Here is a 14,260-nt window from a genome sequence, read left to right as displayed (position 1 = left end):
CACCCCTGCCCGGCCCCTGCTCAGCCCTTCGCGTCGTCGTCCTTGTCCGGCTTCAGGGACCGGAGGAACTCCGGGTTGTCGTCCGGGGCCACCCAGCCGCCTCCGGCGGGGGCGGCGCCCCCGAGGCGTGGCCCGGCCGCCCGCCGCGGGCGGCCCGCGATCAGCCAGGCGACCGGCCCGAGCAGCACCTCGCCGAAGAGCAGGATGACGATCACCCAGGCCACCTTGGGGAGCCCCCGGACCTCATGCTCCGGGGTGTTCAGACAGTCGATGAAGGCGTAGATCCACAGTGCCAGGATCAGCAGGAACGGCAGATACCTGAGCATGGCGGGAGGCCCCCAGTGGTGACGTGGTGCGGGCCGCGCGCGGCCCCCGTGACAAGTTCAGCGTAGTGCGTGCTCGATACTGGAGGGCATGGCTTACGACGATCTCCGCTCGTTCCTCAGAGCGCTTGAGCGTGACGGCGACCTCAAGCGCGTCAAGGTCGAAGTCGACCCCCGGCTGGAAATCGGGGAGATCGTCGACAGGGTGAACAAAGCAGGCGGTCCCGCACTGCTCTTCGAGGACGTCAAGGGTGCCTCGATGCCGCTGGCCATGAATGTCTTCGGCACCGACCGGCGGCTGCTCAAGGCACTCGGGCTGAGCTCCTATGACGAGATCAGCGAGAAGATCGGCGGGCTGCTGAAGCCCGAGCTGCCGCACGGCTTCACCGGAGTCCGCGAGGCCTTCGGCAAGTTGGGTGCGATGGCGCACGTACCGCCGCGGAAGGTGAAGGAGGCGCCCGTCCAGGAGACGGTCCTCACCGGCGACGAGGTGGATCTCGAGGCGCTTCCGGCGCTCTTCACCTGGCCCGAGGACGGCGGCTCCTTCTTCAACCTCGGGCTCACCCACACCAAGCACCCCGAAACCGGCATCCGCAACCTCGGCCTCTACCGCCTCCAGCGCCACGACAAGCGCACCATCGGGATGCACTGGCAGATCCACAAGGACAGCCGCAACCACTACCAGGCCGCGGCCGGGCGCGGTGAGCGGCTGCCGGTCGCCATCGCCTTCGGCTGTCCGCCCGCGGTGACCTACGCCTCCACGGCGCCGCTGCCCGGTGACATCGACGAGTACCTGTTCGCGGGCTTCATCCAGGGCAAGCGGATCGAGATGGTCGACTGCAAGACGGTTCCGCTGCAGGTCCCGGCCCATGCCGAGGTGGTGCTGGAGGGCTGGCTGGAGCCCGGCCGGATGCTGCCGGAGGGCCCGTTCGGCGACCACACCGGCTTCTACACGCCGCAGGAGGACTTCCCGGCCCTCACCATCGACTGCGTCACCATGCGGCGGCGCCCGCTGCTGCAGTCGATCGTGGTCGGCCGCCCGCCCACCGAGGACGGCCCGCTGGGGCGGGCCACGGAGCGGTTCTTCCTCCCCCTGCTCAAGATCATCGTGCCGGACATCGTGGACTACCACCTGCCGGAGGCCGGCGGCTTCCACAACTGCGCGATCGTCTCGATCGACAAGAAGTACCCCAAGCACGCCCAGAAGGTGATGCACGCCGTCTGGGGCGCGCACATGATGTCGCTGACCAAGCTGATCGTGGTGGTGGACGCCGACTGTGACGTCCACGACCTGCACGAGGTCGCCTGGCGGGCGCTGGGCAACACCGACTACGCGCGCGACCTCAGTGTCGTCGAGGGCCCGGTCGACCACCTCGACCACGCCTCGTACCAGCAGTTCTGGGGCGGCAAGGCGGGCATCGACGCGACGGCGAAGTGGCCCGAGGAGGGCTACACCCGGGACGGCGGCTGGCCGCGGATGATCGAGTCCGATCCCGGGGTCGCCGACCGGGTGACCAGGCGCTGGAAGGAGTACGGGCTGTGATGGCATCCGCCGAGGGGGTACTGAACCCCGGGCCCGCGCCGTCCAGCGGCAGGATCAAGGCGTTCCTGCGGCTGGTGATGATCGAGCACTCCGTCTTCGCGCTGCCCTTCGCGTACACCGCCTCGCTGACCGCGATGTACCAGCAGGACGAGCGGATCCACTGGTGGAAGCTCTTCCTGGTCACCGTCGCGATGGTGGGGCTGCGCACCTTCGCCATGGCCTGCAACCGCATCATCGACCGCGAGATCGACGCCCGTAACCCGCGCACGGCCGGCCGCGAACTGGTCACCGGCGCCATGTCGGTGCGCTCCGCGTGGACGGGTGCGCTGGTGGCCGTGGTGCTCTTCCTGGGCGCGGCCGGGCTGCTCAACCCGCTGTGCCTGGCGCTGGCCCCCATCGCGGTGATCCCGATGGTGGTCTACCCCTACGGGAAACGCTTCACCAACTTCCCGCACGCGATCCTGGGTCTCGCCCAGGCGATGGGCCCGATGGGCGCCTGGCTGGCCGTCACCGGCTCGTGGTCCTGGGACGCGGTGCTGCTCGGCCTCGCGGTCGGCATCTGGATCGGCGCCTTCGACCTCATCTACGCCTGCCAGGACGTCGCCGCCGACCGCGCGCACGGCGTGCTGTCCACGCCCGCCCGCTTCGGCATCCCGGCGGCGCTGTACGGGGCCCGGGTGTGCCATGTCATCACGACGGGGCTGCTGGTCTGGTACGCGCTGGCGACGCACGCGGGGGCGTTCTTCTGGGCGGGGCTGGTGGTGGTCGCGGTGGCGTTCCTCTATGAGCACACCATCGTCAAGCCGCGTGATCTGTCCCGCCTGAACAGGGCGTTCTTCACGGTCAATGGCTTCATTGGCATTGCCCTTTTCGGGTGTGCGCTGCTGGATCTCCTGGTTCGGGGTCTGGGCGTGTGATTACGGTCCGGGCATACCATCGGGGCAGGGAAGGGAGAGCGACGTGACCATCTCGGAGATCGACCGCCTGCACTCGAGGCTGAGCAGGCTGGAGGACATGTTCCCCGGCTATCGGACCGAGATTGTCGAGGGCGCCGTCATGATGAGCCCGGTGAAGCCGTTCCATGCCAGCACGATCCGGCTGTTGTGGAACGGGCTGGAGACCCAGCTGCCGGCCGAGTGGGCCATTGTCAGCGATGTGGCCTTCCCCTTCAACGAAGGAAACGAGTTCTGCCCGGACCTGGCTGTCATCCCTGCTGCGGAGGAGACCAAGAACCTCGGTGCGTATCCGCCCGACTTGATCGAGGTCGCCTTCGAGGTCGTCTCGCAGAGCAGCGTGCGCAACGACTACGAGGTCAAGAACCGGCGCTACGCCGCCCAGGGCATTCCCAACTACCTGATCTTCGACCCTTACCAGGCCCACTGCGTCACCCTCTGGAACCCGGGCCCCGACGGTTACCTCGGCCGCGACACCATCCCCTACGGCAAGACCGTCACCGTGGACTCCCCCCTCGGCCGTCTGGAGTTCGACACCACCGGCCTCCCCGTCGACCCCGCCCGCTGACCACGACCCCCCGCCGCCAGGCGGTTAGGCTCGGCCCGTGGAGCCGTACGAACACACAACGCGACACCGTGCCCGCCGGCCCTGGGTGGTCGGGGTGTCCGGGGCGTCCGGGACGCCCTACGCCGCGGCCGTGCTACGCGGGCTGCTGGCCGCGGGGGAGGCCGTGGACCTGGTGGTCAGCCGGGCATCGCGGCTGACGCTGCTGGACGAGACGGGGCTGGCGTTCCGGGACGCGCACTGGCCCGAGGACCTGCGTGCCTGGCTGGAACGGGGCGCGGATGGCAAGCCGCACACCTTTGACGTCGATCTGTCGGACGTGCGGCACTGGGCGGCCGGGGATCTCGCGGCGGGGCCGTCGTCCGGTTCGTACCCCGTGCAGGGGATGCTGATCGTGCCCGCGAGCACGGCATGTGTGGCCGGGGTCGCCCTGGGGCTGTCCAAGGACCTGCTGCAGCGGGTGGCGAGCGTGACGCTCAAGGAACGGCGGCCACTGGTGGTCGCGGTGCGGGAGACGCCGTTGAGCGGTCAGACGCTCAAGCAGCTGGTGGCGCTCGACGAGGCGGGCGCGGTCGTGCTGCCCGCCTCTCCGGCGTTCTATGCGGGTGCGACGCACATCCAGGATCTGGTGGACTTCGTCGCGGGGCGGGTGCTGGACGCGGCAGGGGTGCCGCACCAGCTGTACCGCCGCTGGGAGGGAGAGCTCGGCGGCGCGCGCTCCCCCGGCGGAAGTTAGCGCTTCTTGGTGCGCGAGAAGCGGGCCTTGGCCTTGCCACGCCGGCCGGTGGGCTGGTGGGCACGCGAACGGTTGGCCAGGTCCTGCAGCTCGCGCATACGGGCGTAGGCCATCTCGATCGTGTACACGGGGCTTCACTCCTGAAGGATCGTCGGTGTCGTAAGGAAACGATTAAAGATTTGCAGGACCTCTGGCCCTGTATGCCTTAGATTCTACATGCAAGACGGCGAGTTCGCTGATTATTGAAAGGTTCCAGGTAATGGACGCGGTGGACAGGCAGCTCATCCAGGCCCTCCGGGAGAACGGCCGGGCCTCGTACGCGGAACTGGGCAGGCTGGTCGGCCTCTCCGGGCCGAGCGTCACGGACCGGATCAACCGCCTGGAGGCGGCGGGCGTCATCACCGGCTACCGCGCTACCGTCAACTCCGCCTCGCTCGGCCTCGGGGTCACGGCGCTGATCGGCATCCAGCTCTCGGACGCGGCCGACCACGAGGACGTCGCGCGCCGCCTGCGCGACCTGGAGGAGATCGAGGACTGCTGGTTCATCGCGGGCGACGACTCCTACATGCTCAAGGTCCGGGTCGGCGACGTGGACGGCCTGGAGCGCACCATCCGCCGGCTGTCCGGCACCAAGGGCGTGAGCCGGACCCGTACCACCATCGTGCTGTCCACCAAGTGGGAGAACAGGGTGGGTGAGCTGCCGGAAGGCGTCTGAATCCGGGGGAGTAGTCTCGATCGGGTCGCAGTGCCGGAAGTACAGAGAGGCGGTCCTTCATGGCTGCATCCGCCAAAGATGCGGGGCTCAAGCGCGAGCTGGAGGAGAAGGTCCGTGCCGGGGAGCGGTTGACCCGCGAGGACGGCATCGCCCTCTACGAATCCGACGACCTGGCCTGGCTGGGCGGACTCGCGCACGAGGTGCGGACGCGCAAGAACGGCGACGTCGTGCACTTCAACGTCAACCGGCACCTGAACATGACCAATGTGTGCACGGCCTCGTGCGCGTACTGCTCGTTCCAGCGCAAGCCGGGCGAGAAGGACGCCTACACCATGCGCATCGAGGAGGCCGTCCGCCTCGCCCAGGCGATGGAGAACGAGCACCTCACCGAGCTGCACATCGTCAACGGCCTGCACCCGACGCTGCCCTGGCGGTACTACCCGCGTTCGCTCAAGGCGCTCAAGGAGGCGCTGCCGGACGTCTCGCTGAAGGCGTTCACCGCGACCGAGATCCACCACTTCGAGAAGATCTCCGGCCTCCCGGCGTCGGAGATCCTCGACGAACTGATCGACGCCGGCTTGGAGTCGCTGACCGGCGGTGGCGCGGAGATCTTCGACTGGGAGGTCCGGCAGCACATCGTCGACCACGAAACCCACTGGGAGGACTGGTCGCGCATCCACCGGCTCGCGCACCAGAAGGGGCTGAAGACCCCGTGCACCATGCTGTACGGGCACATCGAGGAGCCCCGCCACCGGGTCGACCACGTACTGCGGCTGCGGGAGCTGCAGGACGAGACCGGCGGCTTCCAGGTCTTCATCCCGCTGCGCTACCAGCACGACTTCGTGGACATGAAGGACGGCAAGATCCGCAACCGGCTCCAGGCGCGGACCACCATGGCCACCGGCGCCGAGGCGCTGAAGACCTTCGCGGTGTCCCGGCTGCTCTTCGACAATGTGCCGCACGTCAAGGTCTTCTGGGTGATGCACGGGGTGCAGACGGCCCAACTGGCGCTGCAGCACGGCGCGGACGACATGGACGGCTCGGTCGTCGAGTACAAGATCACGCACGATGCGGACAACTATGGAACGCCCAACAAGCTGACCCGTGACGACCTGCTGGAGCTCATCCGCGAGGCGGGCTTCCGCCCGGTGGAGCGCAATACGCGCTACGAGGTCATCCGCGAGTACCCGGGCCCGGACCTCGCGCTGCGCGAGTCGCCACAGGCGATGCGGGTCTGAGTCCCCCCTGGGCTGATCCACAACCGTTCGTGCTTGACTGGGAGAGACCCTTTCGGTTGCCGTTGAGAAGAAGGTCCCGTCCGTGAGTAGCCAGAAGTACGCCTCGCTCCGCTACACCGCCCTGCGATTCGGCCTGCTCATCGTGTGCTTCGCCGTCGTCTGGGGGCTCTGCTACGTGCGGGTCGTCCCGCTCGGCGTGGGCAGTTCGAACCTCTTCTGGATGGTGCTCCTCGCACTCGTCCTCTCCGCGCCGCTCAGCTGGGTGCTGCTGCGCAAGCCGCGCGAAGCCATGTCCGTGCAGGTCTCCGAGCGGGTGGACCGGGCCAAGGCCCGGATCGCCGCCAACGCGGGCCAGGAGGACGGCGTCTAGCAACCGGGCACATTGCCCATCCTGTGTAACCCTCCTCACATCGCAGGATTGCCCCGCCCCGGAGTTCCCGCTCCAGGGCGGGGCGTTCGCGCTTTCCGGGCACCCTGATCCCAAAGCAACCCTTTGGGTTACTCAAAGCCCGGGTGTTAACGTGTCGACATGAAGACAGCAGCAGCGCACCGATCCCCCATGAGCCTCGCGCTCGTGGCGCGCCTGCACGTCGATCTTTGCCGCTGTGCGTCCGCGGCCTGTTGCCGCAGCTGACCTCATTCCGCGGCCGGAGATCCTGTACGTACGGACCTCCCTGGCATCCCATGCCCCTTCCGACGAGCCTGTCCCCGGAGTTTCCGTTGTCATCGACTGTCACGTCCCCCACGGCGTCCCCCGCACGCCGGCGCATCCCCAAGGTCCCCTTCTGGGCCCAGATCCTGCTCGGCCTCGTCCTCGGCGCCCTGCTCGGCTGGATCGCCCGCAGCGGTGATGTCACCTGGCTGCAGACCACCCTCGACAAGATCGGCGACATCTTCGTCCAGCTGCTGATGGTGGTGATCGCCCCGCTGGTCTTCTTCGCCATCCTGGTGTCGATCACCAATCTGCGGAACGTCGCCAACGCCGCCCGGCTGGCCACCCGCACCCTGCTCTGGTTCATGATCACCTCGCTGATCGCGGTCACCATCGGCCTGGCGATCGGCCTGCTCACCGACCCGGGCGCCGGCACCGGCCTCACCGCGGCCGACGGCGCCGAGCCCAAGAAGCACGGCTCCTGGCTGGACTTCCTCACCGGAATCATCCCCAAGGACGTCATCACGCCGTTCACCGAGCTGAACGTGCTGCAGATCGTCTTCATGGCCGCCGTGGTCGGCATCGCCGTCCTGCAGATCGGCGAGAAGGCCCGGCCGCTGCTCACCCTCAGCGAATCCGTGCTCGAACTGCTGCAGAAGGTCCTGTGGTGGGTCATCCGCCTCGCCCCGCTGGGCAGCCTGGGCCTGGTCGGCCACGCCATCCACAAGTACGGCTGGAACCTGGTCGGCAAGTACGCGACCTTCACCGCCGACATCTACGTCGGCTGCGCGATCATCCTCTTCGGCGTCTACCCGCTGCTGCTCGCCACCGTCGCCAAGGTCAACCCGCTGCAGTTCTACAAGGGCGCCTGGCCCGCCATCCAGCTGGGCTTCGTCTCCCGCTCCTCGGTGGGCGCCATGCCCCTGACTCAGAAGGTCACCGAACGCCTGGGCGTGCCCAAGGAGTACACCTCCTTCGCCGTGCCCTTCGGCGCGACGACCAAGATGGACGGCTGCGCCTCGATCTACCCGGCGATCGCCTCGATCTTCGTGGCCCAGGTCTTCGGGGTGCACCTGGAGGTCCGGGACTACCTCCTGATCGCCTTTGTCTCGGTGATCGGCTCCGCGGCCACCGCCGGGCTGACCGGTGCGACCGTGATGCTGACCCTGACGCTCTCCACGCTGGGCCTGCCGATGGCGGGCGTGGGTCTGCTGCTGGCCATCGACCCGATCGTGGACATGATCCGCACCGCAACGAACGTCGCAGGACAGTCGGTCGTGCCGATCATCGTCGCCTCCCGGGAGAAGATCCTGGACCGCGCGGCCTATGACCGCGTCACCGCCGCCGACCTGGAGGAGTCCGACAGCGGGTCGCGGCAGCTGTCCGGCGCGGCCGTAGCGTGATCGTCAAGGCCTGACCGCCACCCTTGACGTCCCTCCCCTCCGTGATATTACCTGCCGGTAAAGTAGCGGGGGCGGAGGGACGTTGTCGTGACGACTGCAACTGCACAGTGCAAGCCCAAGGTCAAGCGCATGCCGCGCGCGGTGCGCGAGCGTCAGATGCTCGACGCCGCGGTGGAGGTCTTCGCGCGGCGCGGCTACAGCGCGGCCTCGATGGACGAGATAGCCGAACTGGCGGGGGCGTCAAAGCCGTTGGTCTATCTCTATCTGAATTCCAAGGAAGAGCTCTTCAGCGCCTGCATCCGGCGCGAGGCCGAGGCGCTGATCGCCGGGATCAAGGCCGCCGTCGAGCCGGAGGACCCCGCCGACCGGCGGCTGTGGTGCGGGCTGCACGCCTTCTTCGCGCACACCGCGGAGCACCCCGCGGGCTGGGCCGTGCTCAGCTGCCAGGCCCGTACCCACGGGGAGCCGTTCGCCCTGGTGGTGGCCGAACTGCGGCAGCGGATACTCGATGTGGTCACCCGGCTGATCGCGGAGACGGCGCGGTCGGCCGGCTGCGCCGGGCCGACGGCCGACCGCGAGGCCTCCGGCCTGGCACACGCCCTGGTGGGCGCCGCCGAGTCGCTGGCCGGGTGGGCCAACGACCGTACCGGCGTGGTCCCTTCGGCCAGGGAGACGGCGGCGACGCTGATGAACGTCGCCTGGGTGGGGCTGGAGAACCTGATGAACGGGCGGCGCTGGCCGGACGCCCCGGCTCGGTAGCCCGTCCGCCGAAAAGCCCCAACGCCAGGGCGCTCAGCCGCAGTTGCCCACGGCCGCCCGCCCCGCGAACCGGTCCGCCGGCCAGTTCGCCGCCGGAATCGACTGGGTGATCACCCCCGCCACACGCTCACCCAGCGGCAGCGACGTCCACCGCACCGAGGCGCCCTTGGCACACCAGCCGGCACGCAGCCGCTTGCCCACCGCATAGGGGATCAGCTCGTCGATCACCCCGTGGTAGAGGTACCCGGGGTGATCCGGCGCATGGGCGCCCAGCTGTGCGGAGCGCAGCACCCGCCGCCAGTCCGGCTCGTACAGCGGGTTGGTCACCGTCACACCACTGTCCAGTGGTGCTGAACCAGTTGGGGCGAACCGTAGTGACCGACCGGTAGGTACGGGCTGACCGGAACGCTCAGATCTGCTGACCGGGGCGCCCCCCGCGATACGCCCCCGGAGTGCTGCCCGTCCAGCGGCGGAACGCCCGGTGAAAGGCGGTGTCCTCGGAGAACCCCAGCCGCGCCGCCAGTTCCGCGATCGGCTCCCGCCCGCCGGCCAGCCCGGCCAGGGCGGCCTCCCGCAACACCTGGTCCCGCAGCCGCCGGTAGGAGGTGCCCTCCGCGGTCAGCCGCCGCCGCAGCGTCGCCGGGCTCACCGCGAGCCGCGCCGCGAGCTGCGGGACTTCCGGCAGCCGCACCGGCCGCCCCTCGCGCAGCGCCCCGGTGAACGCCCTGCGCACCTGCTCGGTGACGGTCATGCGGTAGGTGCGGCGGCTGAGCAGATCGGCGGGGGCCCGCCGCAGCAGTTCGGCCAGCCCCTGCTCGTCGCGCAGCGCGGGTGCGGCCAGCCAGTGGTGGTCGAAGGCGGCGCCGGTCCGGTGTGCGCCAAAGCGCACCGGACAGCCGAACATCGCCCGGTACTCGCTCGCGTACGGCGGCGCCGAGTGGGCGAATTCGGCCCGGTGCAGGGTGATCCGCCGCCCGATCAGCCAGCTCGCCAGCCGGTGCCAGATGAGGACCATGCACTCGGCCAGAAACCAACCCTCGGGGATGCCACGCAGATCGTTGCGGACCGCGAACACGACTTCTTCGCCATGCCGTTCGAGCGCGAGGTCGGGGCCGCCGGGGAACAGCCGGTAGAACCGCGCGGCCCGCTCCAGCGCCGCGCCGAGGTCGGGGCAGCCCAGGCAGGCATGGCACATCATGGCGAACGTCCCGGGTCTGCTGGGCGCCGTACCGAGCCCCAGGAACTCGTCGTCGGTGGCCCGCCGCAGCTCACGCACCAGGTGGGTGAACTGCTCGGGGCCCACCCGCGCCCGGTCGTCCCCGAGCAGCAGTGGCGGGATCCGCGCGCCCTGCAGCAGCGGCACGGCGTCGATGCCCAGGCGCCGCGCCCCGCCGAGCGCCGCCCGTACGCAGTGCACGCTGATCGTCGGTCCGCCGGTGGTGGGCACGGGGCCATCCTGCTGAGCGTCCGGGTCAGTGGCACCGACGCTTCCGGTCATCCCGGAACGCCAGGACCGCTCTCTAGCGTCGAGGGCACGAATCCGGTTGCTCCGGAGCCATGGCTTCCAGGTGGAGGTGTCATGTCCCAACGGCCCGATACGCTCGCGGTGTTCACGGAGTGGACGGCCGACCGGTACGGAGGTCTTCCGGCCCTGCGCTTCACGTCCCGCGACGGCGGCTGGGCGGACCTCGGCTTCGACGGGCTGCGCGAGCGGGTGCGCACCATCGGGCGCGGGCTGATGGCCCTGGGGGTGGAGCCGGACGACCGGGTGGCGATCCTCTGCGAGACGCGCCCGGAGTGGACCTGTGTGCACTTCGCGGTGCTGGCCGCCGGGGCGGTCGTGGTGCCGGTCTATCCCTCGGCGGGCGAGGACGAACTGGCCTGGGTGCTGGGCGACTCGGGGGCGGTGGTGGCCGTGGTCGAGGACGCGGCGCAGGCGGCCCGGGTCGCCTCGGTCCGGGCGAAGCTGCCGGGGCTGCGGCAGCTGGTGGTGATCGACGGTACGGCCGAAGGGGCGCTCGGGCTCGGGGAGTTACCGGACCGGGTGCCGCCGGGGGAGCTGCTGGCGCGGGCCGGGGCCCGTACCGATGACGATCTCTGCGGCATCTTCTACACCTCCGGTACCACCGGTCCGCCCAAGGGCTGCCGTCTCACCCATGGCAACTTCGGGGCCAACCATGACGCCACCGCGTCGCTCGTCGAGGGCGGGCCGGGCGACATCACCTACCTCTACCTCCCGCTCGCCCATCTGCTCGCCCAGATCATCCAGTTGGGTGCGCTGATCAGGGGCGGCACCCTGTGCTACTTCGGTGGCCGGATCGACCGGGTGGTGGCCGAGCTGGCCGAGGTCCGTCCGACCCGGCTGCCGTCGGTGCCCCGGCTGTTCGAGAAGGTCCACGCCCAGGTGTGCGCCCTCGCCGAGGCCGAGGGCGCGCCGGGCCGCGCCCGGCTGGCGGCGGCGGTACGGACCGGCCTCGCGGCCGCCGAGGCCCGGGAGCGCGGCGAGGAACTCGGCGCGGTGCTGGGTGCCGCCTGGGCGGCCGCCGAGGAGCGGTTGTTCGCGCCGGTGCGGGCCGTCTTCGGCGGGCGGCTGTGCTGGGCCGGCACCGGTGCCGCCCCGATGGCCCCGCAGACCATGGACTTCCTGCGGGCCTGCGGCATTCCGGTCTTTGAGGGCTATGGCATGACCGAGACGGCCGGGCTGATCTCCCTCAACCACCCGGGCGCGGTCCGCCCCGGCACGGTCGGGCGGCCCATCCCGGGCTGTGCGGTGCGGATCGCGGCGGACGGCGAGGTGCTGGCCCGCGGCGCGGGGATCTTCTCCGGCTACCACGCCAACCCCACCGCCACCGCCGAGGCCCTGGACGCGGACGGCTGGCTGCACACCGGTGACCTCGGCCGTCTTGACGCGGACGGTTACCTCACGATCACCGGCCGCAAGAAGGACCTGGTCATCACCTCCAGCGGCAAGAACCTCACCCCCTCGCTCATGGAGTTCGCCCTCCAGCAGTCCCGCTGGATCTCCCGTGCGGTCATGGTCGGCGACCGGCGTCCGTACCCGGTCGCCCTGCTCACCCTCGACGCCGAGGAGATCACCGTCTGGGCGGCGCGGATGGGGGTGGAGTTCGGTCCGGCCGGCCCGGTCCGGCACCCCGCCGTGTGGCAGCTGTGCCAGGAGGCGGTGGATGCGGCGAATGAGCAGTTCGCCAGGCCGGCCAGGATCCGTGTGTTTACGGTCCTTCCGGAGGATTTCACCGTGGAGAGCGGTGCGTTGACTCCCACCCTGAAACTCCGGCGGGCAGCAATCATCGAACGCTATGCCGAAGAAATCGATGCACTGTACGAGCAGTGTTAAGCGTCTGTTAAGCAATGGGCGGCAGGGAATGTGGGAATGCCGAGTGAAACCGGAGAAAGACAATCCCTGATCACTGCCGGGATCGCTGCGAGGATCACTGTCGGGATCGCTGCGGAGATCCCCGCGGGGACCGAAAGGCAGGAGCCCTGCTCCCCCACCGAAGTGGGGGAGCAGGGCTCCTTGGGTACAGCGGGTCGGCCGCGATCAGGCCGGGGTGACGTTCTCCGCCTGCGGACCCTTGGGGCCCTGCGTGACGTCGAAGGTGACCTGCTGGTTCTCCTCGAGGGAGCGGAAGCCAGCAGCGTTGATCGCGGAGTAGTGAACGAAGACGTCGGGGCCCCCGCCGTCCTGGGCGATGAAGCCAAAGCCCTTTTCAGCGTTGAACCACTTCACGGTTCCGGTAGCCATAAGCCCTCCTTGGGCCAAAGGGTTGCCCTGCTCCAGAACCTGCGAGAAGTCTGAAAACTACAAAAGCCTGCGGGTTACATGCTCCGCAGGCTCTGTACTGCAAGGGAAACCAAACTGCAACTTGCGGCGAGCCTAGCACGGCACGTTCTCGCGGGGAAAGAGTCAAAGATCACGCTCATGGTGGGTTTTCCGGGCCCGTCGGCCGGAAAAGACCGATGGTCGGGCTCAGTGCGGTGCCACCCCCCGGGGCGATCCCCGGGCGCGAACGGGGCTAGCCTCCGGATGTGGACAATTCAGCCTCAGACGTAGCGACCGTCGTCGACGCGGCACCGCAGCACCGGGCCCGCCCCCGAGTCGGTCACATCCAGTTCCTCAACTGTCTGCCCCTGTACTGGGGCCTGGCCCGCACGGGCACGCTGCTCGACCTGGATCTGACCAAGGACGACCCGGACAAGCTCAACGACCAGCTGGTCCGCGGCGAGCTGGACATCGCCCCGATCTCGCTGGTCGAGTTCCTGCGCAATGCGGACGAGCTGGTCGCGCTGCCCGACATCGCGGTGGGGTGCGACGGCCCGGTGATGTCATGCGTGATCGTCTCCCAGCGGCCGCTGGACCAGCTGGACGGGGCGCGCGTCGGGCTCGGTTCCACCTCGCGCACCTCAGTGCGCCTGGCTCAGCTGCTGCTCGCCGAGCAGTACGGGGTGCGGCCCGACTACTTCGTCTGCCCGCCGGACCTCGGCCGGATAATGCAGGAGGCCGACGCCGCCGTGCTGATCGGGGACGCCGCGCTGCGGGCCTCGCTGCATGATGCGCCCCGGCTCGGCCTGGAGGTCCATGACCTCGGGCGGATGTGGAAGGACTGGACGGGGCTGCCGTTCGTCTTCGCCGTGTTCGCCGCGCGCCGCGACTACCTGGAGCGGGAGCCGCACACGGTGGCCAAGGTGCACGAGGCGATCCTCGCCTCCCGGGACCTGTCCATGGAGGAGGTCGGCAAGGTCGCCGAGCAGGCGGCGCGCTGGGAGGCGTTCGACGCCGGGCTGCTGGAGCGCTACTTCACCACGCTGGACTTCCGCTTCGGACCCCGACAGCTCGAGGGCGTGCGGGAGTTCGCGCGGCGCACCGGGCCGGACACCGGCTACCCGGAGGATGTCCGGGTGGACCTGCTGGAGCCCTGACCGCGGGCCGGGGCTCCGGGCCGGGGCTCCTCAGGGGTCGGACCGGGTGGGATCAGGACGCGGCGACCGGGCCCTGCATGTGCTTGCTGATCCACTGGATCAGTTCGCCGTTGGCCATGTTGGGCACATAGGTGTAGGCGTTGTGCTTGCCGCCCTGGATGAGATTGAACTTGGTGTGAATGGGGCCCTTGGTGTAGGTCGCTATGAAGTTGTTGATGGGGTCACGGGTGGAGGCGGGCTCCTTGGTGCCCACCTGGAAGGCGAGATAGACCTCCGGGCCCTTCTTGGCGATCAGCTGCTTGGCCAGGTGCTTGGGGTTGTTGGCCAGCTTCTCCTGCGGATGCCCGTTCCACAGGTGGGAGTCGGGGACGATGTCGGGGCCGGAGGCGATGACGGCCTTGAACTTGTCGGGCTTCTGGAGCACGGACTTCAGGC

At 69.4% G+C, this 14,260-nt stretch carries 17 protein-coding genes and 1 pseudogene; 12 read left to right on the top strand and 6 right to left on the bottom strand.

Annotation, left to right across the window (positions count from 1 at the left end; translation table 11 throughout):
* Positions 1-20 precede the first annotated feature (20 nt).
* Complete coding sequence (locus tag ABCR83_RS25160) at positions 21-326, bottom strand: PLD nuclease N-terminal domain-containing protein (RefSeq protein ID WP_462697456.1); 306 nt, start codon at positions 324-326, stop codon at positions 21-23.
* 88 nt (positions 327-414) lie between these two features.
* Between ABCR83_RS25160 and ABCR83_RS25155 the strand changes: the two genes are divergently transcribed.
* Genes ABCR83_RS25155 through ABCR83_RS25140 form a run of 4 tightly spaced genes read left to right on the top strand, consistent with a single transcriptional unit; the run spans position 415 to position 4,120 of the window.
* Positions 415-1,866, top strand: a complete 1,452-nt coding sequence (locus tag ABCR83_RS25155) for a menaquinone biosynthesis decarboxylase (protein ID WP_462697455.1) — start codon at positions 415-417, stop codon at positions 1,864-1,866.
* On the top strand, positions 1,866-2,783 hold the full coding sequence (gene mqnP / locus ABCR83_RS25150; RefSeq protein WP_462697454.1) for a menaquinone biosynthesis prenyltransferase MqnP: 918 nt from the start codon (positions 1,866-1,868) through the stop codon (positions 2,781-2,783). The genes ABCR83_RS25155 and mqnP overlap by 1 nt, the downstream gene beginning before the upstream one ends.
* Positions 2,784-2,826: 43 nt before the next feature.
* The gene (locus ABCR83_RS25145) at positions 2,827-3,387 is read left to right on the top strand and encodes a Uma2 family endonuclease (protein ID WP_462697453.1); all 561 of its coding nucleotides are present in this window, start codon (positions 2,827-2,829) and stop codon (positions 3,385-3,387) included.
* Positions 3,388-3,424: 37 nt separating this feature from the next.
* Complete coding sequence (locus tag ABCR83_RS25140) at positions 3,425-4,120, top strand: UbiX family flavin prenyltransferase (RefSeq protein ID WP_462697452.1); 696 nt, start codon at positions 3,425-3,427, stop codon at positions 4,118-4,120.
* Here ABCR83_RS25140 and ABCR83_RS25135 read toward each other — a convergent pair.
* Positions 4,117-4,248, bottom strand: coding sequence for a hypothetical protein (locus tag ABCR83_RS25135; protein ID WP_462697492.1), 132 nt, complete (start codon positions 4,246-4,248; stop codon positions 4,117-4,119). The two genes, ABCR83_RS25140 and ABCR83_RS25135, sit on opposite strands and share 4 nt — an antisense overlap.
* Positions 4,249-4,379: 131 nt before the next feature.
* Between ABCR83_RS25135 and ABCR83_RS25130 the strand changes: the two genes are divergently transcribed.
* The 6 genes from ABCR83_RS25130 to ABCR83_RS25105 all read left to right on the top strand — a co-directional run bounded on the left by ABCR83_RS25130 (position 4,380) and on the right by ABCR83_RS25105 (position 8,887).
* A complete protein-coding gene (locus tag ABCR83_RS25130) occupies positions 4,380-4,835 on the top strand; it encodes an Lrp/AsnC family transcriptional regulator (protein ID WP_462697451.1) in 456 nt (151 codons plus the stop codon).
* Positions 4,836-4,894: 59 nt separating this feature from the next.
* Positions 4,895-6,073 carry an aminofutalosine synthase MqnE gene (mqnE, locus tag ABCR83_RS25125; RefSeq protein WP_462697450.1) on the top strand — a complete coding sequence of 393 codons (1,179 nt, stop codon included), beginning with the start codon at positions 4,895-4,897 and terminating at the stop codon, positions 6,071-6,073.
* An 82-nt stretch (positions 6,074-6,155) separates the two neighbouring features.
* Positions 6,156-6,443, top strand: coding sequence for a DUF4229 domain-containing protein (locus ABCR83_RS25120; RefSeq protein ID WP_462697449.1), 288 nt, complete (start codon positions 6,156-6,158; stop codon positions 6,441-6,443).
* A 189-nt stretch (positions 6,444-6,632) separates the two neighbouring features.
* Positions 6,633-6,707 carry a putative leader peptide gene (locus ABCR83_RS25115; RefSeq protein ID WP_462697490.1) on the top strand — a complete coding sequence of 25 codons (75 nt, stop codon included), beginning with the start codon at positions 6,633-6,635 and terminating at the stop codon, positions 6,705-6,707.
* 50 nt (positions 6,708-6,757) lie between these two features.
* Positions 6,758-8,128 carry a dicarboxylate/amino acid:cation symporter gene (locus tag ABCR83_RS25110; RefSeq protein WP_462697448.1) on the top strand — a complete coding sequence of 457 codons (1,371 nt, stop codon included), beginning with the start codon at positions 6,758-6,760 and terminating at the stop codon, positions 8,126-8,128.
* A gap of 129 nt (positions 8,129-8,257) precedes the next feature.
* Positions 8,258-8,887, top strand: coding sequence for a TetR/AcrR family transcriptional regulator (locus tag ABCR83_RS25105; RefSeq protein WP_462697489.1), 630 nt, complete (start codon positions 8,258-8,260; stop codon positions 8,885-8,887).
* Between the two features lie 33 nt (positions 8,888-8,920).
* Here the strand turns inward: ABCR83_RS25105 and ABCR83_RS25100 are convergent, their stop codons facing one another.
* Both ABCR83_RS25100 and ABCR83_RS25095 read right to left on the bottom strand, forming a co-directional pair.
* Complete coding sequence (locus ABCR83_RS25100) at positions 8,921-9,214, bottom strand: lipase family protein (protein ID WP_462697447.1); 294 nt, start codon at positions 9,212-9,214, stop codon at positions 8,921-8,923.
* 82 nt (positions 9,215-9,296) lie between these two features.
* Positions 9,297-10,334: an AraC family transcriptional regulator gene (locus ABCR83_RS25095; RefSeq protein WP_462697446.1), complete on the bottom strand. Its 1,038-nt coding sequence runs from the start codon at positions 10,332-10,334 to the stop codon at positions 9,297-9,299.
* Positions 10,335-10,466: 132 nt separating this feature from the next.
* Here ABCR83_RS25095 and ABCR83_RS25090 point away from each other — a divergent pair, with 132 nt between their 5' ends.
* Positions 10,467-12,242: an AMP-dependent synthetase/ligase gene (locus ABCR83_RS25090; RefSeq protein ID WP_462697445.1), complete on the top strand. Its 1,776-nt coding sequence runs from the start codon at positions 10,467-10,469 to the stop codon at positions 12,240-12,242.
* 204 nt (positions 12,243-12,446) lie between these two features.
* Here ABCR83_RS25090 and ABCR83_RS25085 read toward each other — a convergent pair whose 3' ends face one another.
* Positions 12,447-12,650, bottom strand: coding sequence for a cold-shock protein (locus tag ABCR83_RS25085; protein WP_030067036.1), 204 nt, complete (start codon positions 12,648-12,650; stop codon positions 12,447-12,449).
* Positions 12,651-12,934: 284 nt separating this feature from the next.
* Between ABCR83_RS25085 and ABCR83_RS25080 the strand changes: the two genes are divergently transcribed.
* A complete protein-coding gene (locus ABCR83_RS25080) occupies positions 12,935-13,825 on the top strand; it encodes a menaquinone biosynthetic enzyme MqnA/MqnD family protein (protein ID WP_462697444.1) in 891 nt (296 codons plus the stop codon).
* A gap of 52 nt (positions 13,826-13,877) precedes the next feature.
* Here the strand turns inward: ABCR83_RS25080 and ABCR83_RS25075 are convergent.
* Positions 13,878-14,260, bottom strand: a pseudogene (locus tag ABCR83_RS25075) (hypothetical protein); the annotation flags it as partial.

The organism is Streptomyces xingningensis, assembly GCF_054957865.1.
This window is presented reverse-complemented; position numbering and strand designations above follow the sequence as displayed.